Origin of the sequence: Diaphorobacter sp. HDW4A (genome assembly GCF_011305995.1) — a bacterium.
In the GTDB taxonomy this organism is placed as follows: Bacteria; Pseudomonadota; Gammaproteobacteria; order Burkholderiales; family Burkholderiaceae_C; genus Diaphorobacter_A.
Genome location: NZ_CP049910.1, coordinates 3,820,110 through 3,838,794, shown reverse-complemented (window position 1 = coordinate 3,838,794; position 18,685 = coordinate 3,820,110). Strand labels below are relative to the sequence as shown.

The window sequence follows — 18,685 nt, the reverse complement described above, 5'->3', positions numbered from 1 at the left end:
CTGTCGCCCGCTCGGGGTGCGTACTGGTGCTGACCATGCTGTAAGCTAGTCCCTCAGTTTGTTTATGACCTATTCCCTCAATACCTTGAATGCATCTGCTGGTGGCAAGTCCGCGCCGCGCTCATGGGCCGCGCGCTTCAGCCATGAAATCGGTCTGCTCGTGGGCTTGCTGGCCCTGGTCTTCTGGCTGCTGGCGCTGTTGAGCTACAACGCACAGGATGTGGCTTGGTCCACATCGGGCGCGGGGGATGGTCTACAGGTGCACAACTGGCTCGGTCGTCTCGGAGCCTGGATTGCCGACGGCAGCTATTACGCGCTGGGTTTTTCGGTCTGGTGGTGCATTGCCGCAGCGGTGAAGGCCTGGCTGTCGTCGCTTGCTTACTGGATGCGCGGCGGCGAGCAAGTGCCGTCGGCGGTCGGTCCGTGGGCGCGTCGCTCGATGTTCTGGATGGGACTGTTGATTCTGTTGCTTTCCAGCACCGCGCTGGAATGGACCCGCCTCTATCGTTACGACACCTTCCTGCCGGGTCAGGCGGGTGGCATGCTGGGCTATGCGATGGGTCAGTTCGCGCTGAGCTGGCTTGGCGATGCGGGCTCGGGCCTGATCTGCGTGATTCTGGTGGTGCTCGGCGCCGCCATGGTGTTCGGTTTCTCATGGGGTCAACTGGCTGAGCGCATTGGCGGCCGCATTGACGGCTTTGTGCAGGGCGGTCGCGCCAAGCGCGAGAAGGCCAAGGACGAGGCCGCTGGCAAGCGTGCCGCACGCGAGCGTGCCGAGGTGGTGATGGAGGAGCGCATCGAAAGCGAAGAACTCCATCCGCAGCCGGTGCAGATCATTGAACCGGTATTCACCGAGCCGCAGCAGAGCACGCGCGTGGTCAAGGAGCGCCAGAAGCCGCTGTTCTCCGAGCTGCCCGACAGCAAGCTGCCGCAGGTCGATCTGCTGGATGCGGCGCAGGCGCGTCAGGAAACTGTGTCGCCTGAGACGCTGGAGATGACCAGCCGCCTGATCGAGAAAAAGCTCAAGGATTTCGGCGTCGATGTGTCTGTGGTGGCTGCTGCTCCCGGTCCGGTGATTACCCGTTACGAAATTGAGCCCGCCACCGGTGTGAAGGGCTCGCAGGTGGTGAATCTGGCCAAGGATCTGGCGCGTTCGCTGTCGTTGGTGTCGATCCGCGTGATCGAGACAATTCCCGGCAAGAACTACATGGCGCTGGAGCTGCCGAACGCCAAGCGCCAGTCGATCAAGCTTTCCGAAATTCTGGGCTCGCAGGTCTATCACGACGCCAAGAGCATGCTGACTATGGGTCTCGGCAAGGACATCATCGGCAACCCGGTGGTGGCCGATCTCGCCAAGATGCCGCACGTGCTGGTCGCCGGTACCACCGGTTCCGGCAAGTCGGTGGGTATCAACGCGATGATTCTGTCGCTGCTCTACAAGGCCGAGGCGCGCGATGTGCGCCTGATGATGATCGACCCCAAGATGCTGGAAATGTCGGTCTACGAAGGCATTCCGCATCTGCTGTGCCCGGTGGTGACCGACATGCGCCAGGCGGCCAATGGACTGAACTGGTGCGTCGCCGAGATGGAGCGCCGCTACAAGCTCATGAGCAAGTTGGGCGTGCGCAATCTGGCGGGCTACAACACCAAGATCGATGAAGCCAAGGCGCGTGAGGAGTTCATTCCGAATCCGTTCAGCCTCACGCCCGAGGAGCCCGAGCCGCTGCAGCGCCTGCCGCACATCGTGGTGATCATTGACGAGCTGGCCGACCTGATGATGGTGGTCGGCAAGAAGATCGAAGAGCTGATCGCGCGTCTGGCGCAGAAGGCGCGTGCCGCTGGCATCCACCTGATTCTGGCCACGCAGCGCCCGAGCGTTGACGTGATCACCGGCCTGATCAAGGCCAACATCCCGACGCGGATCGCGTTCTCGGTAGGCTCCAAGATCGACAGTCGCACCATTCTGGATCAGATGGGTGCCGAAGCGCTGCTGGGCATGGGCGATATGCTCTACATGGCTAGCGGCACGGGCCTGCCGATCCGCGTGCACGGCGCGTTCGTGTCGGACGAGGAAGTGCACCGCGTCGTGAACTACCTCAAGGCGCAGGGCGAAGCGGACTACATCGAGGGCGTGCTCGAAGGCGGCACGACCGATGGTGAGGACAGCGGATTTGGCGAGGCGGGCGAAGGCGGCGGCGAGAAAGATGCGATGTACGACCAAGCGGTCGAGATCGTGTTGAAAGACCGCAAGGCAAGTATTTCTTATGTTCAGCGTAAGCTTCGCATCGGCTACAACCGCTCGGCGCGCTTGCTCGAAGACATGGAAAAGGCCGGTCTGGTCAGCGCGCTCACCGCGAGCGGCCAGCGCGAAGTGCTGGTGCCCGCGCGCGGCGGCGAATGAACGCATCATGATCGGGTGATTGAACCTCCGAAGGACGCAAGACTCCAATGGCAATCACGCGATTCACCCGAATCACGTGCCGCGCGCCTTTAGGAGTTTCAATCGATGATGACCAAGCGTTTGATCATGACATTTTTTCTGGCCGCCTGCGCACAGGTCGCCAGCGCCGACGGCTTGCAGAGCCTCGAAGGCTTCATGAAGGGCGCGAAGACTGGCCGCGCCGACTTTTCGCAGACCGTCACCTCGCCGGGCAAGGACGGGCAGGCGCCCAAGGTGAAGACCTCAAGCGGCAGCTTCGAATTCCAGCGCCCCGGCAATTTCCGATTCGACTACAAGCGGCCGTTCGAGCAGACCATCGTCGCGGACGGCAAGACGCTGTGGCTCTATGACGTGGATCTCAATCAGGTCACCCAGCGCGCGCAGTCGCAGGCGCTGGGCAGCACGCCGGCCGCGTTGCTGGCCAGTGCGCCCGATCTGTCGGCGCTCAAGGCGGATTTCAAGCTGTCGTCCGCGCCAGAGCAGGGTGGCCTGCAATGGGTGTTGGCTGAGCCCAAAGTCAAGGACGGCCAGATCAAGTCTGTGCGCGTTGGCTTTGCAGGTGACACGCTGGCCACGCTCGACATCGTCGACAGCTTCGGCCAGCGCTCGGTGCTCACCTTCACCAACATGCAGGTGAATGCACAGCTCTCGCCCGCGACCTTCCAGTTCAAGCCGCCTGCCAATGCGGACGTGGTGAAGCAATAGACAGGCCATGTGGATTGGCGCTCGCTCAATGGTCTGCAAGGAGTTTGCGGATGATGCTCAGGGCCAGTATCGGGAACACTGCAAACGCTGCAAACAACCAGAATGCGGCATGGCTGATCACCAGCGTTTCGGTGGTGGCCGATACGCCGAGCGCATTGGCTAACAGCCCTGTCAGTGCAGCACCGACAGCCATGCCGTAGAGCTGCACGGTACTGATTGCGGCAGAGGCCGCGTTCGCTTCGTCGGGCGGTGCGCGGTGCAGCACCGCATTGAGCAAATGTGGCCATGCAGCCCCGACTCCGAGACCAACGCATGCCAAAGCGACCACAATGATTGGCATCGCAATGGTGGACTTCAATGGCATGGCAAAGGCCAGCAGCGCCAACCCTGCTGAGCAAAGCAGGGGGCCTAGCTGTGAAGCTTCAATAGGTTGTATCCGGTGTTCATCCGGGTTGGATTTGAGAGACTGGAAGTCGCCAAACACCCAACCTACTCAGGACACCCAACCGGATGAACACCCATAAGCATGCCCGACTTACCTTCGCTCGCCGACTTGAGATGGTTAAACAGATGACCATTCTTGGCCTGGATGCCATCCAGGCTGCTCATGCCCAAGGTGTCACAGCGCAGACAGCCAGGAAGTGGTTGGGTCGGTATCTGAGCGGCGGCGAAGCCGCCCTGGCCGACGCCTCCTCCAGGCCAGCGCACTCGCCCCGAGCCATTGACCAGTCCAAGGCACTGCTCATCGTCGAGTTGCGTCGCCGTCGGATGCTGCAATCGCGCATTGCCAGCTATGCAGGCGTCTCTGCCTCCACCGTCAGCCGTGTGCTGGCCCGTGCTGGTCTGTCTCGCCTCAGCGACCTGCAGCCTGCTGAACCGGTGATGCGCTACGAGCACGAGGCGCCTGGGGACATGCTGCACATTGACACCAAGAAGCTCGGGCGTATCGTCAGACCCAGTCATCGAGTGACTGGCACCCGGCGCGACTCGGTCGATGGTGCAGGCTGGGAGACGTTGTTCGTGGCCATCGACGACCATGCGCGCATCGCCTTCACCGCCATGCATCCCGACGAGAAGAAGCTCGAAGCCGTCGCGTTCCTGCACAACGCGGTGGCGTACTACGTGGGGCTGGGCGTGCGCATCAGACGCTTGCTGACCGACAACGGCGCTGCATTCCGGTCCAAGGAGTTTGCTGCTGCCTGCAAGGTCTTGGGCGTGCAGCACAAGTTCACCAAGCCGTACCGGCCACAGACCAATGGCAAGGCGGAGCGGTTCATCCAGTCAGCGCTACGCGAATGGGCTTATGGCTGGACGTACCAGAACTCAGCCCAACGAACCAATGCCCTGGCGAGCTGGCAGTACCACTACAACTGGCACAGGCCGCACAGCGGCATCGGTAATGTTGCCCCGATGTCCAGGCTCAGATCTGCAAATAACCTCTTGACGGTTCACACCTAGCCACATCAGCACTCGGGAGCGGCTTGCACTTGTCCCTGAAAGCCCAATGGATGCAATGGACCAGCCGCCCGCCATGAGTGCGGTGGTGTATCCGGCCACAAGCGGTGTCATGCCATGCAGGTGCTGCAGGAAGTAGGGCACGTAGATCTCCACCATGGTGCCCATGAGCAGCAGCGTGATCACGGCATAGAGTTTGCCGAGCGGAGAGCCAAGCGATGTGGCACCGCGCGGCAGCAGTCGTGTCGCTTCCACGCGCTCGGTCATGACTACGGCCGCTCCTGTCGCAAGGCCCGCAGCGACACAGGTCATTTGCCAGAGGCTCGTGGGCATGACACTGGCCGCAGCCACCAAAACTACTGACATCGCGAGCAGGATGATTTGCTTCAGGGGAACACCACCTGTGGACGCTTCTGTTCCTGCTGGTTGGTGGATGCGATCCGGGCGAAGTTGTACCCAGATCAAGACCGTTTGCGCTCCAATCAACGGCAGCAGGAACCAGAAGGCCCAGCGCCAGTGCCCGGACTGTGCGAACAGCCCGCCCACCGCAGGCCCACTCAGGGTTGCAATGCCCCACATGCCTGAAACGAGCGCTATCGCGCGCGGCCACAAATGCGGGCTGAAGACCAGTCGGATCAAGGTGTAGCTGAGCGCTGCGAGTGCGCCGCCACCCAGTCCTTGCACTGTGCGACCCAGCAACATCGTGGGCATGCTGGTCGCGCTGGCGCAAAGCAGCGTGCCCATCGCGAAAAGGAGCAGTGAAAATGCCATGGCGGTGCGAGCCCCTGCCTTGGCCAAAGCATGCACGGAGAGTGCCGCGCCGATGATGGACGCGACCACAAACAGGGTGGTGTTCCATGCGTACCATTCGAGGCCGCCGATCTCCTGTACCACTGAGGGCAGTACGGTGGTCACGATATGTACATTGATCGCATGCATGGCGACCGCACCTGTCAGCGCTAGCGCCGTCAGCCCGTTGCGGCCGATGAACAGCTCGCTCCAGCCGGCAGTGGCGGGGGAGGTCAATAGCGGGTTGTCTGCATTGGCGGATGTGGTGCTTTTCATGGAGTCCTCACGACATGGAATAATGCAAGTAGTTTCTTGTAATTTTCAAAGATTGACTATATTAAACAAGCTATTACTTGGATAAAAATATGCCATTCATTCCTGCATCGGATCTGAGCGCTTCAGAGCGTATGCTTCAGGCGATCAAGCACTTGGCGCCCGTGGGCACCAGCGCCCTTGCCCGCCATCTCCAAATGACCGGAGAGGCTGGGCGCCAGCAGATCAACCGGCTGCTGGATCAAGGGCTCATCACGGGCGAGTCGCAGCGAGCAGTGGGCGCGGGCAGGCCGCGACAGGTATGGCGCTTGACGCCGGCAGGGCAGCGCCAGTTCCCGGATGCCCATGCGCAGCTCACAGTACAGCTCATTGATTCGGTCAGGGCCGTGTTCGGTGAGGATGGGCTCGAGAGGCTTATTGCCGTCCGGGAGGCTGAATCGCTCGATCGTTATCGTGCGGCCTGTACCGGCAAGACGTTGGCGGCGCGTTTCGAGCAACTTGCCAGCATCCGCTCGCAGGAGGGGTACATGGCCCGGCTGGAGAACAACGCCGACGAGCTCGTCTTCATCGAAGACCACTGTCCCATCTGCGCCGCGGCTGATACATGCCGGGGGTTTTGCCGCTCCGAACAGGTGCTGTTTCAGGAAATCGCTGGAAAGCATGCCAGCGTGGTTCGGGGCGAGTATCTGTTGGAGGGGGGGAATCGCTGCGTCTATCGCGTGATTCCGATCACGGCCTAGCCCCGGGCCGCTTTGCCAGTACGATCAAGGCTGTTTTTCTGACCGCAGTTTCCCGCAATGCCCGCACCCACCGCACACCAACCTCTCGCCGAACGTCTGCGCCCGCACACACTGGGTGAGGTGATCGGTCAGCAGCATGTGCTCGGGCCAGGCATGCCGCTCAGGCTCGCGTTCGAGTCGGGGCAACCGCACAGCTGCATCCTCTGGGGGCCGCCAGGTGTGGGCAAGACCACGATTGCGCGGCTGATGGCGCAGGCGTTCGATGCGCAGTTCATCTCGATGAGTGCCGTGCTGGGTGGCGTCAAGGACATTCGCGAGGCCGTCGAGCAGGCGCAGTCCGCGCGCGACGGGCTGATGCAGCAGCGCACCATCGTGTTCGTCGACGAGGTGCATCGTTTCAACAAGAGCCAGCAGGACGCATTTTTGCCGCATGTGGAAAGCGGGCTGTTCACCTTTGTTGGCGCGACCACCGAGAACCCGTCATTCGAAGTGAACTCCGCGTTGCTGTCGCGGGCTGCGGTGTACGTGTTGCAGTCGCTGTCGGAAGACGATCTCAAACAGATCGTTGCCAAGGCGCAGGGGCTGGGTGCGATCCCCGAGATCGAGGCCACCGCGCAAGATCGACTGATTTCCTACGCCGATGGAGATGCGCGTCGCCTGCTCAATACGCTGGAGACGCTTTCGGTCACGGCCAAGCAGGCGGGGGTGGAGTCGATCACCGACGAATGGCTGCTCAAGGTGCTGGGCGAGCGCATGCGCCGCTATGACAAAGGTGGCGAGCAGTTCTACGACACCATCAGCGCATTGCACAAATCCGTGCGCGGCTCGGATCCCGATGCCGCTCTCTATTGGCTCGTTCGCATGCTCGATGGTGGTGCGGATCCGCGCTATATGGCACGGCGGCTGGTGCGCATGGCGAGCGAGGACATTGGGCTTGCCGATCCACGCGCGCTGCGTCTGGCGCTGGATGCAACGGAAGTGTATGAACGCCTCGGTTCGCCCGAGGGCGAGTTGGCGCTGGCCGAGTGTGTTGTTTATCTGGCCATTGCACCCAAGTCGAACGCCGTCTACAAGGCCTACAACGCGGCGCGCGCCTTCGTGAAGCAGGACGGCACCAGGCCCGTGCCCATGCATTTGCGCAATGCGCCGACCAAGCTCATGAAGGAGCTCGACTACGGCAAGAACTACCGTTATGCGCACGACGAGGAAGGTGGGTTCGCCGCAGGCGAGAATTATCTGCCCGACGGAATGGAGCCGCCGGGCTTCTATCGCCCAGTGCCACGCGGGCTCGAAATCAAGATCGGTCAGAAGCTTGACGAGTTGCAGTCCCTGAATGCTGCGACGCAGCAAAAAAAATAGAACACGAGTTCAAATGTGTTCCATTTTGGTGCCGAGTGTTGCGCAATTCGCGTGTTCCCTAGGTGGGGACACATAAGCTTGTCTTAATAATGAAATCCATTGGCTAACGTGGCGCAGGCGTCGGGACAAGATTCCGACAGAAACGTCAGGGCCGGTTGCATTTCGCTGGTATCGATTCACTCACATGGACCCGCACAGGCAAAAAGGCTGGCGGGTTTTTTGCTAGGAGCGTTTAGGGCTCTCTGCAATGGTTGCGTCGGTATTTGGCAGGTGCGGTCCGCGCCCATCAAACGCGAAGGATTTTCTTTATGGACATTTTGCTGCAGCAGATCATCAATGGTCTGGTACTCGGCAGCATGTACGCTCTCATAGCTCTTGGCTATACGATGGTGTACGGCATTATTCAGTTGATCAATTTTGCGCACGGCGAAGTGCTCATGATCGGAGCGCTCACCAGTTGGAGCTGCATCGGGATGATGCAGGAGGCCATGCCCGGCGCTCCCGGCTGGGTCATTCTCCTGATCGCGACGATCATTGCCTGCATTGTTGCGGCGGCGTTGAACTTCACGATTGAAAAGGTCGCCTACAAGCGACTGCGCAGCAGTCCACGTCTGGCCCCATTGATCACGGCCATCGGCATGTCCATCCTGCTGCAGACGATCGCGATGATCCTCTGGAAGCCTAACTACAAGCCCTATCCCACGCTGCTGTCGCATGACCCGTATCACGTTGGCGGAGCGGTGATCACGCCCACGCAGATCCTGATTCTGGTGACTACCGTCATCGCGCTCGCGGCCATGGTTTATTTGGTGAACTACACCAAGCTTGGCCGCGCGATGCGTGCCACGGCGGAGAATCCCAAGGTGGCGTCGCTCATGGGTGTGAAGCCCGACATGGTCATCTCGGCAACCTTCATCATCGGCGCAATTTTGGCGGCCATCGCCGGCATCATGTACGCATCCAACTACGGCACGGCCCAGCATGCGATGGGCTTTCTGCCGGGTCTCAAGGCTTTCACCGCAGCCGTGTTCGGCGGCATCGGCAATCTGGCCGGTGCGGTGGTCGGGGGGCTGCTGCTGGGGCTGATCGAGGCCATCGGCTCGGGTTATCTCGGCAAGCTGACCGGCGGTTTGCTGGGCAGCAATTACGCTGACATCTTCGCATTCATCGTGCTGATCATCGTGCTCACGCTGCGTCCTTCGGGTCTGCTGGGTGAGCGCGTGGCGGACCGCGCCTGAAGGGAGCACGAACATGAGCAAGAACAACAAGACCATCAATTGGGTGCTGGGTGGCATTGCGCTGCTGGTGCTGCCCCTGATTCTTCAATACTTCGGCAACGCCTGGGTGCGCATCGCCGATCTGGCGCTGCTCTACGTGATGCTGGCGCTCGGCCTCAACATCGTGGTGGGTTACGCCGGTCTGCTGGACTTGGGCTATGTGGCCTTCTATGCGGTGGGTGCGTACATGTTCGGCCTGTTGGCCTCGCCGCACCTGAGCGAGAACTTCGCCTGGTTTGCTGCGCAGTTCCCTAATGGCGTGCACCTTTCGCTGTGGATGGTGATTCCGCTCGCGCTGCTGTTGGCGGCCTGTACGGGCGTGTTGCTCGGCATACCGGTGCTCAAGCTGCGCGGTGACTATCTGGCCATCGTGACGCTGGGCTTCGGCGAAATCATCCGCATCTTCCTGAACAACCTTGACCACCCCGTCAACGTGACCAACGGCCCCAAGGGCTTGGGCGAGATCGACTCGGTCAAGGTCTTTGGACTCAATCTTGGTAAAAGACAGGAAATCTTCGGCTTCGACATCAGCTCGGTGACGCTGTACTACTACCTGTTCCTTGCGCTGGTCATCGTGACCGTCATCGTCTGCTACCGCCTGCAGGACTCGCGCATTGGGCGTGCGTGGATGGCGATCCGTGAAGACGAAATCGCTGCCAAGGCCATGGGCATCAACACCCGCAACATGAAGCTGCTGGCCTTCGGCATGGGTGCCTCGTTCGGTGGCGTGTCCGGTGCGATGTTCGCGGCTTTCCAGGGCTTTGTGTCGCCCGAGTCCTTCAGTCTGATGGAGTCGGTGATGATCGTTGCGATGGTGGTGCTGGGCGGCATTGGCCATATCCCCGGCGTGATTCTGGGCGCGGTGCTGCTGTCGGCGCTGCCCGAGGTGCTGCGTTATGTGGCAGGTCCGCTGCAGGACCTGACCGGTGGGCGTCTTGACGCCTCCATCCTGCGCCAACTGCTGATCGCCTTGGCGATGATCATCATCATGCTGCTGCGTCCGCGCGGTCTGTGGCCTTCTCCGGAGCATGGCAAGAGTCTTTCCCAGAAGACTTGAGCCAGTCCGGATCAGCTACGAAACTTCAAAGAATCAACAGAGCAACGATATGGCAGAAACATCATCCGATGTGGTGCTCAAGGTGGCCGGTGTGTCCAAGCGATTTGGCGGACTGCAGGCCCTCTCCGAAGTAGGCATCACCATCAAGCGCGGACAGATCTACGGCCTGATAGGCCCCAACGGTGCGGGCAAGACGACGTTCTTCAACGTCATTACTGGCCTGTACACACCGGACGCCGGCACCTTTGTGCTGGCGGGTCAATCCTACGAACCCACCGCCGTGCATCTGGTCGCCAAGACCGGCATTGCGCGCACCTTTCAGAACATCCGCCTGTTCGCGGAAATGACGGCGCTTGAGAACGTGATGGTCGGGCGGCACATCCGTACGCATTCGGGACTGATTGGCGCGGTATTTCGCACCCCCGGCTTCAAGCGCGAGGAGGCGGAAATCCGTGCCCGTGCGCACGAATTGCTGAACTACGTGGGCATCAGCAAATACGCTGAGTTCAAGGCGCGTACGTTGTCTTATGGCGACCAGCGCCGTCTGGAAATCGCCCGCGCGCTCGCGACCGATCCGCAGCTCATCGCGCTCGACGAGCCGGCCGCCGGCATGAACGCGACCGAGAAGGTGCAACTGCGCGAGCTCATTGACCGCATCCGCAACGACAACCGCACCATCTTGCTGATCGAGCATGACGTGAAGCTGGTGATGGGCCTGTGCGACCGCGTGACCGTGCTCGACTACGGTAAGCAGATTGCCGAAGGCACGCCCGCCGATGTGCAGAAGAATGAAAAAGTGATTGAGGCCTACTTGGGCACCGGAGGACATTGAGCATGGCCGAAATTCTGTTGAAAGTGAGCGGCCTGCGCGTAGCCTACGGTGGCATTCAGGCGGTGAAGGGCGTGGACTTGGAGGTGCGCGAGGGCGAGTTGGTCTCGCTCATTGGCTCCAATGGAGCGGGCAAAACCACGACGATGAAGGCTATCACTGGCCTGCTGCCGATGAACGATGGCGACATCCAGTACCTCGGCAAGAGCATCAAGGGCAAGGGTGCCTGGGATCTGGTGCGTGAAGGCCTCGTCATGGTGCCCGAAGGCCGCGGCGTGTTCGCGCGCATGACCATTACCGAAAACCTGCAGATGGGCGCCTACACGCGTGACGACGCGGCGGGCATTAAAGACGATATCGAGCGCATGTTCAACATCTTCCCGCGTCTGCGCGAACGCAAGGACCAGCTCGCCGGCACGATGTCCGGAGGGGAGCAGCAGATGCTCGCCATGGGCCGCGCGCTGATGAGTCGTCCCAAAGTGCTGCTGCTCGACGAGCCGTCGATGGGGCTGTCTCCTATCATGGTTGACAAGATCTTCGAGGTGGTGGCCGACGTGTACAAACTCGGCGTGACGATTCTGCTGGTCGAACAGAATGCCAGCCGCGCCTTGCAGATGGCCAATCGCGGCTATGTGATGGAGTCAGGCATCATCACCATGACCGGTGAGGGCGAGACCTTGCTGCACGACCCGCGCGTGCGCGCCGCCTACCTCGGCGAATAAGGCATCCACGGGCCGGCCGTTCCCTCTCCTGCGAAGGGGCAGGGAGTCGGCTGACGCGAGGTGCACCCGGCATGCGCTACATTGCAGCCTCTCCCGCGCGAAGCATTGGCATCATGCAATTTCTCCAGTCTCTACCCATTCCCCTGCAAACCATTCTGTTGCTGCTGGCCAGCAACGTGTTCATGACCTTCGCCTGGTACGGGCACCTGAAGAATTTGAGCACTTCGCCTTGGTACATCGCGGCGATGATCAGCTGGGGCATCGCGCTGTTTGAATATCTGCTGCAAGTGCCCGCCAACCGCATCGGCGCGACCACCATGTCGCTCGGCCAGCTCAAGATCCTGCAGGAAGTCATCACGCTCACTGTCTTCGTGCCTTTCGCGGTGTTCTACATGGGGCAACCGCTCAAGCTGGACTATCTCTGGGCGGGGCTTTGCATGGTCGGCGCCGTCTTCTTCATATTCCGCAGCGCATAAGGAAATGACGGGTGCTTCTATCACCAAACCTGCCAGACGCTGCCCAATGTCAAGATAGATAGACAGGGATATTGGTCTTTGACGGCATAGGCGGGGTGCCTGCCCGGTTAAACTCCGATCTTTCACGAAGATGTCACTGGACTGTCAAATTGTTACAGTGAGTGACCAAAGGCCGCCTCAGGAGTTCGCATGTTGTTTGGAAAGCTGTTGCCCCAAGAGGGCAATTTTTTCGAGATGTTCAATCAGCATGCGGATCGCATCGTCGAGGCGGCGCGTGCGTTCTCGCAGCTGGTGGCGAACTACAACGATCCGCATCTGCGCGACAAGTACAACCAGGACGTGGACAACGCCGAGCGCGCTGCGGACCGCGTGACGCACGAAGTCAACCGTACCCTGCACAAGACTTTCATCACCCCCATCGATCGCGAACAGATCCATTCGCTGATCAACACGATGGACGACGTGGCCGACTTGATTCAGGACTCGGCCGAGACCATGGCGCTGTATGACGTTCATCACATGACGGATGAAATCTCGCGCCTCACCGACCTGAGCCTCAAGTGCTGCGAGCGTGTGCAGGATGCCGTCAAGCTGCTTTCGCGCATTGCCGATCCAGCTGTTGCGGAAGCCGCACTCAAGACCTGCGAAGAGATCGACCGCCTCGAGGGCGACGCTGACCGCGTGATGCGCAGCGCCATGAGCAAGCTGTTCCGTGAAGAGCCCGATGTGCGCGAAGTCATCAAGCTCAAGGCGATCTACGAGCTGCTGGAAACCATCACCGACAAGTGCGAAGACGTCGCCAACCTCATCGAGGGCGTGATCCTCGAGAACTCCTGAAGCCGAATCGGCGAAACCGCCCGAATTCAGGCATCAACACCTCATCAGCATGGAAACAGTACAAGCAGCCCTATGGGTCGTGATCGTCTTGGTCGCGTTGGCCCTGTTGTTCGACTTCATGAACGGGTTTCATGACGCGGCCAACTCCATTGCGACCGTGGTCTCCACGGGCGTGCTCAAACCGACGCAGGCCGTCGTGTTTGCGGCATTCTTCAATTTCGTCGCGATCTTCATCTTCCACCTGAGCGTGGCGGCGACGGTTGGCAAGGGCATTGTCCAGCCGGGCATTGTTGACACGCATGTGGTGTTCGGCGCGCTGGTCGGCGCCATCACCTGGAACGTGATTACCTGGTACTACGGCATTCCGAGCAGCTCGTCGCACGCGCTGATCGGCGGCATCGTTGGCTCGGTGATCGCCAAGTCCGGCGCTGGAGCCCTCGTGGCCGGTGGCATTCTCAAGACCGTGGCGTTTATCTTCATTTCGCCACTGCTCGGCTTCCTGCTCGGCTCCATCATGATGGTGATCGTCGCCTGGACCTTCCGCCGTGCACGCCCCAGCAAGATCGACAAATGGTTCCGTCGCCTGCAGTTGGTTTCTGCTGGAGCGTACAGCCTCGGCCACGGTGGCAACGACGCGCAGAAGACCATCGGCATCATCTGGATGATGCTGATCGCCACCGGCTACACTTCGGCGGGCGATTCCTCTCCACCGCTGTGGACCATCATCAGCTGCTACATGGCCATCGGCATGGGTACGATGTTCGGGGGCTGGCGCATTGTGAAGACCATGGGTCAGAAGATCACCAAGCTCAAGCCAGTGGGCGGCTTTTGTGCCGAAACCGGCGGCGCGCTGACGCTGTTCATCGCCACTGCGATGGGTGTGCCGGTATCCACCACCCATACGATCACCGGTGCGATCGTGGGCGTTGGTTCCACGCAACGCGCGAGTGCCGTGCGCTGGGGGGTTGCGGGCAACATCGTCTGGGCGTGGATTCTGACGATCCCAGCCAGCGCCTTCGTGGCAGCCATTGCCTACTGGATCAGCTTGCAGCTGTTCGTTTGATACCGCTGAGCGAAAGCCAAACAAGAAAGCGCCAGAACCGAGAGGGTCCGGCGCTTTTGCATTGGGGCTTGGCGATGATCGATAGCGGCGGCGGGTTACTGCGAAATCTTGCGTGCTTCCTCGATTTGGTATTCAAAGTAGCGCTGAAAACTGAAGGCGATGCTCGCCATCAGCACAGCGGTGCCGATCATCAGCGCTAGCCCAATGGCGAAGACGGTTGCCCAGCGCGTTTGACCAGCAAGGTCGTCCAATGCTGATTGCGGGTTGAAGCGTGCATTCCATTTCTCGGGCGTCATCAGTCCATACAGGATGGCACGCAATGCACAGCCTGCGAAGGTGAACCCCAGCAGGGGAATGAGCAGCCAGCTGTACTGGTCATCCTGGCCATATTCCATCACACGCTGCATTCCGTAGACACCAAGGGCTGTGGGAATCGGCAGCATCCACCCAAGAGTATCGAACAAACCATAGAGATAGAAGCGGTGCAGGCCGAGTGGCCCTCCTAGAAATGCTAGCCAGGCGGCCACGGTCTTGTTCTTTTTTTTCATGCTGTCTCAGATCTGAAGTGTTCGTTCCGGTCGCGTGAAACGGGCGGTGAGTTGCCCTGATCACACCGGTGGTGTGCTGTCTCCGGCTCCCAGAGGTTTGTCCATCAGCACAATATCCAGCCATTTTCCAAACTTCCATCCCGCAGAGCGCAGAAGGCCTGCTTCGGAGAAGCCTGCGGCGCGGTGCACGCCAATCGATCCGGCATTGGCCGAGTCGCCGATCACTGCCAGCAGGCGCCGCACACCAGCCTGCTCGGCCGCGACGCTCAGGGCGTCCAGTAATTGGCGACCCACGCCGCGTCCGCGTGCCGAATCGGCCACATAGATCGAGTCTTCGGCAGAAAAACGATAGGCCGGACGCGGCTTGAACCAAGTGCAGTAGGCATAGCCGAGAATTTCACCGCTAGCTTCATCCTCGGCCACCAGGTAGGGCATGCCCTTGCCGAGCACGTCAGCGCGACGCTGAGTCATATCGGCTTCGGTGGGGGGATCTATCTCGAAGGTTCCAGTGCCATGGAGGACGTGATGGCGGTAGATTGCGGTGATGATGGGAATGTCATTTTCCCGACTTGCACGAATGGAGAGCATCTTTTTCCAAGAATTGGCTATAATTGCGGACTTTGCTGCGTGTCGCTGGCCGGGTGGCCATGTCGCGTGTCTCAATCGCAGCAGGAAAAACCTTGGCAGTTGCCAAAAAAAATATCGGTGGTGACTGCTTTTCCACCCGAAGGATTCATTATGGTCGTTATTCGACTCGCACGCGGCGGTTCCAAAGGTCGTCCGTTCTTCAACATCGTTGTGGCTGACAAGCGCATTCGTCGCGATGGTCGCTTCATCGAGCGTCTGGGCTTCTACAATCCTTCCGCCAAGGAAGGTGAAGAGGGTCTGCGCATTGCACAAGACCGTCTGACTTACTGGAAGAGCGTTGGCGCACAAGCTTCGCCGACCGTTGATCGTCTGATCAAGCAAGGTGCCAAGGCAGCTGCCTAAGCACTAGCGCTTCCAAAAAGCGGGTTTCGTTGGTTTGCCGACGGAATCCGCTTTTTTTATTGTTGGTTTAGTCTGTAGGCTTTTTGTTTGACGAAGCTTTTGGCTTCGATGGTTTGGTCGTTTTGAGGCGGCAATATAGCCCCTCATGCGTCGTTGCGAAGCCTTGCCGTACCAAGGTACTGTCTGCGGCTTCGATGCCTGGCCTGAGGGGCTGTCTTGCCGTTGGGGTTGTGAGGCGGTCGCCCATTGCGCTTCGGTGGCCCGCTCCGGCTGGCGGTGCGGACTCCTCCCCTTTTTACTTTTGATGGTTTCGTTTCCTATGCCCGCTGAACTTCCTGTTTTGCAATCCGCTGCTCTCCCATCCGACGCCATCGAAGTGGGGCGCATCGGCGAGGCTTGGGGCATCAAGGGGTGGTTCAAGATCGTGCCTTACAGCGCGGATCCCGAGGCGCTGCTGAGTGGCGGCACCTGGTATCTGCAGCCTTCGGAGAAGGGGGCGAAGAGCTTCTTTTCGGGCACGGTGCTGCTCACGGTGAAGCAGGCGCGTGAGCATTCTGATTCGGTAGTGGCGACGGCCGAGGAAGTTTTGGATCGCAACGGTGCCGAGGCGCTGCGCGGAGCGCGCATCTTCATTGCGCGTGCGGCTTTTCCGAAGGCGGCCGAGGACGAGTATTACTGGGTCGATCTGATCGGTCTCGACGTGCTGAACCGCGAGGGTGTGAATCTTGGTGTGGTGAAGGATCTGATGGCGACCGGGCCACAGACCACGATGGTGCTGTCGCAGGAAGTCGAGGGCGGCAAGCCGCTTGAGCGCATGATTCCGTTTGTCTCGGCTTTTGTGGACAAGGTGGACATTCAAGGGCGTCAGATCACGGTCGACTGGCAGCCGGACTATTGATTGGAGCGGGGCAAGTCGTCATGCGCTTTGACATCATCACGCTGTTTCCAGAGCTGTTTGCGCCGTTTCTTGAAAGCGGTGTGACGCGGCGCGCCTATCAGAGCAAGCAAGTTGACGTGCGCCTCTGGAGCCCGCGCGATTTCGCCGAGGGCAACTATCGGCGTGTTGATGACCGCCCGTTCGGCGGTGGCCCGGGCATGGTGATGATGGCCGAGCCATTGGCGCGCTGTCTTGAGGCAATTCGCGCAGATCGAGCCGAAAGCGCTGAAGCGCAGGCACCGCTGGTGCTGTTTTCACCGATTGGGCGAGCGCTCACTCACTCGGCTGTGGAAGGATGGTCGGCGAGTCCGGGTGCCATTCTGCTGTGCGGCCGTTACGAAGGCGTGGATCAGCGTTTCATCGACAAGTTTGTGAACCTGCAGATCAGCCTCGGGGACTTTGTGCTTTCGGGCGGGGAAATTCCGGCGATGGCACTGCTCGATGCTGTTGCGCGTTTGCAACCCGGCGTGCTGCACGACGATGGTAGCCACCAATTTGATAGCTTCAACCCCGCGTTGGACGGGCTTCTGGACAATCCGCACTACACCCGCCCCGAGGAGTGGCAGGGTGAGAGTGTGCCGGCGGCGCTGCTGTCGGGTCATCATGCGCAGATCGAGCGCTGGCGGCGGGATCAGCGGCTTGCGCTCTCTGCAAAACATCGTCCGGAGCTGATCGAGGCGGCCCGCGAAAAGGGCGCTTTGAACAAGGCGGATGAAGCGCACTTGGCGAAATTGCCCAAGTTGTTATAATCAAAGGCTTTTCGATCCTCTGGCCGGCCGCTCTTCAAGCCCGAAAGGTGTGCAAACTTTGATTTGCACACCCGCTTTGAGCCACAAAGATGCCAATCCGGGCATCAAGCCAATTTTTGGCGCGGACATGATCGTTTGGAAGAAATCATGAATCTGATTCAGACTCTCGAGCAGGAAGAAATCGCTCGCTTGAACAAGACCATCCCCGCTTTCGCTCCTGGTGACACCGTCATCGTGAGCGTGAATGTGGTGGAAGGTACCCGCAAGCGCGTGCAGGCTTACGAAGGCGTCGTGATTGCCAAGCGCAACCGTGGCCTGAACAGCGGTTTCACCGTGCGCAAGATCTCGAGCGGCGAAGGTGTGGAGCGTACGTTCCAGACTTACTCCCCTCTGATCGCCAACATCGAAGTGAAGCGTCGCGGTGATGTGCGTCGTGCCAAGCTGTACTACCTGCGCTCGCGCAGCGGCAAGTCGGCACGTATCAAGGAAAAGCTGCCTTCGCGCGTCAAGGCTGTTGCCGTCGCAGCGTAATTCAACGCCGCTTCTGCGAGTCTCGCGAAAAGCCGCTACAGTGCATCAAGCCTGTAGCGGCTTTTTTCATGGGCCGACAACAAAGACAAGCGACGGTTGTGACATCCCTATCTGCTCCTTTTGCATCTGCCGTGTCCCGGGCTGAAGAATTGCAACTCTCCAGTATTCCCAACTTCGATCCGCGCTTGGCGCCCATCGCTGGTGTGGACTCGCATCTGCCCGCAGTGCCGATCGACGCGATGACGCCCGATGCGCTTCGCAAGCGGTTTGCCTCGCCCCCTATCTGGACACCGGACGTGCTGCGTGATCGCGGTGTCGTTGACCGCGAACCGGCCGACGCATCAGTGCTGATTCCCATCGTCATGCGCGAGCAGCCGATGGTGCTGCTCACCCAGCGCACCACACGGATGAACAAGCACTCGGGGCAGGTTGCCTTTCCCGGTGGCAAGGCCGACCCGGGTGATGGCGGGCCTGATGGCACGGCTTTGCGGGAGACCACGGAAGAGGTCGGCATCGAGCACCAATACGTGGAGGTGCTTGGGCATCTCAATACTTATGTGACAGTAACGGCGTTCAACGTGACGCCGGTGGTCGCGCTGGTGCATCCAGGCTTCACGCTCACACCCAACCCCGACGAAGTGGCCGATGTCTTTGAGGTACCGCTGCAGTTTCTGCTCGATCCGCGCCACCACGAGCGCCACTTCATGGAGTGGCAGGGGCTGCGCCGCGAGTGGTATGCAATGCCCTATCAGGATGGTGTCACCGAGCGCTATATCTGGGGCGCGACGGCTGGCATGCTGCGCAACTTCTATCGTTTCATGATGGCCTGATGACGGATTGTCGGTGTGCAGATTTTTAATTTGCGCACGCTCGAAAAATGTTGTCAAACTACCTGCGCCAGTATGATG

Annotated in this window: 20 protein-coding genes and 1 pseudogene; 17 read left to right on the top strand and 4 right to left on the bottom strand. The window is 60.1% G+C overall.

The genetic code is table 11. The features are described 5' to 3' along the window. The first annotated feature begins 64 nt into the window (after window positions 1-64). On the top strand, window positions 65-2,401 hold the full coding sequence (locus G7047_RS17640) for a DNA translocase FtsK (RefSeq protein WP_166308252.1): 2,337 nt from the start codon (window positions 65-67) through the stop codon (window positions 2,399-2,401). A 108-nt stretch (window positions 2,402-2,509) separates the two neighbouring features. Further along, window positions 2,510-3,145 (top strand): outer membrane lipoprotein chaperone LolA, encoded by a 636-nt coding sequence (gene lolA, locus G7047_RS17635; protein WP_240939562.1) that lies wholly within the window; start codon window positions 2,510-2,512, stop codon window positions 3,143-3,145. Between the two features lie 25 nt (window positions 3,146-3,170). Here the strand turns inward: lolA and G7047_RS17630 are convergent, their stop codons facing one another. Further along, complete coding sequence (locus G7047_RS17630) at window positions 3,171-3,629, bottom strand: MFS transporter (RefSeq protein ID WP_166308246.1); 459 nt, start codon at window positions 3,627-3,629, stop codon at window positions 3,171-3,173. Window positions 3,630-3,655: 26 nt separating this feature from the next. Here G7047_RS17630 and G7047_RS17625 point away from each other — a divergent pair, with 26 nt between their 5' ends. Further along, the gene (locus G7047_RS17625; RefSeq protein WP_166308243.1) at window positions 3,656-4,603 is read left to right on the top strand and encodes an IS481 family transposase; all 948 of its coding nucleotides are present in this window, start codon (window positions 3,656-3,658) and stop codon (window positions 4,601-4,603) included. Window positions 4,604-4,642: 39 nt separating this feature from the next. On the opposite strand, the pseudogene G7047_RS17620 reads toward G7047_RS17625, so the two are convergent. Continuing rightward, window positions 4,643-5,539: pseudogene (locus G7047_RS17620) on the bottom strand (MFS transporter); the annotation flags it as partial. A gap of 215 nt (window positions 5,540-5,754) precedes the next feature. Here G7047_RS17620 and G7047_RS17615 point away from each other — a divergent pair. The 9 genes from G7047_RS17615 to G7047_RS17575 all read left to right on the top strand — a co-directional run bounded on the left by G7047_RS17615 (window position 5,755) and on the right by G7047_RS17575 (window position 14,022). Next, the gene (locus G7047_RS17615; protein ID WP_166308239.1) at window positions 5,755-6,402 is read left to right on the top strand and encodes a metalloregulator ArsR/SmtB family transcription factor; all 648 of its coding nucleotides are present in this window, start codon (window positions 5,755-5,757) and stop codon (window positions 6,400-6,402) included. A gap of 57 nt (window positions 6,403-6,459) precedes the next feature. Next, window positions 6,460-7,761, top strand: coding sequence for a replication-associated recombination protein A (locus G7047_RS17610; protein ID WP_166308235.1), 1,302 nt, complete (start codon window positions 6,460-6,462; stop codon window positions 7,759-7,761). A gap of 308 nt (window positions 7,762-8,069) precedes the next feature. Beyond that, window positions 8,070-8,999, top strand: coding sequence for a branched-chain amino acid ABC transporter permease (locus G7047_RS17605; RefSeq protein ID WP_166308232.1), 930 nt, complete (start codon window positions 8,070-8,072; stop codon window positions 8,997-8,999). 13 nt (window positions 9,000-9,012) lie between these two features. After that, window positions 9,013-10,095 (top strand): ABC transporter ATP-binding protein, encoded by a 1,083-nt coding sequence (locus G7047_RS17600; RefSeq protein ID WP_166308229.1) that lies wholly within the window; start codon window positions 9,013-9,015, stop codon window positions 10,093-10,095. 49 nt (window positions 10,096-10,144) lie between these two features. Beyond that, the gene (locus G7047_RS17595) at window positions 10,145-10,927 is read left to right on the top strand and encodes an ABC transporter ATP-binding protein (RefSeq protein ID WP_166308226.1); all 783 of its coding nucleotides are present in this window, start codon (window positions 10,145-10,147) and stop codon (window positions 10,925-10,927) included. Between the two features lie 2 nt (window positions 10,928-10,929). Further along, complete coding sequence (locus tag G7047_RS17590; RefSeq protein ID WP_166308223.1) at window positions 10,930-11,646, top strand: ABC transporter ATP-binding protein; 717 nt, start codon at window positions 10,930-10,932, stop codon at window positions 11,644-11,646. Window positions 11,647-11,759: 113 nt separating this feature from the next. Continuing rightward, window positions 11,760-12,122, top strand: coding sequence for a DMT family protein (locus tag G7047_RS17585; RefSeq protein WP_166308220.1), 363 nt, complete (start codon window positions 11,760-11,762; stop codon window positions 12,120-12,122). A gap of 189 nt (window positions 12,123-12,311) precedes the next feature. Further along, entirely contained in the window at window positions 12,312-12,959 is a 648-nt protein-coding gene (locus tag G7047_RS17580; protein WP_166308217.1) for a DUF47 domain-containing protein, read from the top strand. 49 nt (window positions 12,960-13,008) lie between these two features. Further along, a complete protein-coding gene (locus G7047_RS17575; RefSeq protein WP_166308214.1) occupies window positions 13,009-14,022 on the top strand; it encodes an inorganic phosphate transporter in 1,014 nt (337 codons plus the stop codon). Between the two features lie 95 nt (window positions 14,023-14,117). On the opposite strand, the gene G7047_RS17570 is transcribed toward G7047_RS17575, so the two are convergent. Then, window positions 14,118-14,570: an NINE protein gene (locus tag G7047_RS17570; RefSeq protein ID WP_166308211.1), complete on the bottom strand. Its 453-nt coding sequence runs from the start codon at window positions 14,568-14,570 to the stop codon at window positions 14,118-14,120. Between the two features lie 60 nt (window positions 14,571-14,630). Next, on the bottom strand, window positions 14,631-15,158 hold the full coding sequence (locus G7047_RS17565) for a GNAT family N-acetyltransferase (protein ID WP_166308208.1): 528 nt from the start codon (window positions 15,156-15,158) through the stop codon (window positions 14,631-14,633). Window positions 15,159-15,308: 150 nt separating this feature from the next. Between G7047_RS17565 and rpsP the strand changes: the two genes are divergently transcribed. The 5 genes from rpsP to G7047_RS17540 all read left to right on the top strand — a co-directional run bounded on the left by rpsP (window position 15,309) and on the right by G7047_RS17540 (window position 18,607). Further along, window positions 15,309-15,560: a 30S ribosomal protein S16 gene (gene rpsP / locus G7047_RS17560; RefSeq protein WP_166312124.1), complete on the top strand. Its 252-nt coding sequence runs from the start codon at window positions 15,309-15,311 to the stop codon at window positions 15,558-15,560. A 319-nt stretch (window positions 15,561-15,879) separates the two neighbouring features. After that, window positions 15,880-16,458 (top strand): ribosome maturation factor RimM, encoded by a 579-nt coding sequence (gene rimM / locus G7047_RS17555; protein WP_166308205.1) that lies wholly within the window; start codon window positions 15,880-15,882, stop codon window positions 16,456-16,458. A gap of 20 nt (window positions 16,459-16,478) precedes the next feature. Further along, on the top strand, window positions 16,479-17,246 hold the full coding sequence (gene trmD / locus G7047_RS17550; protein ID WP_166308202.1) for a tRNA (guanosine(37)-N1)-methyltransferase TrmD: 768 nt from the start codon (window positions 16,479-16,481) through the stop codon (window positions 17,244-17,246). A 147-nt stretch (window positions 17,247-17,393) separates the two neighbouring features. Continuing rightward, on the top strand, window positions 17,394-17,777 hold the full coding sequence (rplS, locus tag G7047_RS17545) for a 50S ribosomal protein L19 (protein WP_166308199.1): 384 nt from the start codon (window positions 17,394-17,396) through the stop codon (window positions 17,775-17,777). Window positions 17,778-17,908: 131 nt separating this feature from the next. Next, window positions 17,909-18,607 (top strand): CoA pyrophosphatase, encoded by a 699-nt coding sequence (locus tag G7047_RS17540; RefSeq protein ID WP_240939164.1) that lies wholly within the window; start codon window positions 17,909-17,911, stop codon window positions 18,605-18,607. The last annotated feature ends 78 nt before the right edge of the window (window positions 18,608-18,685 follow it).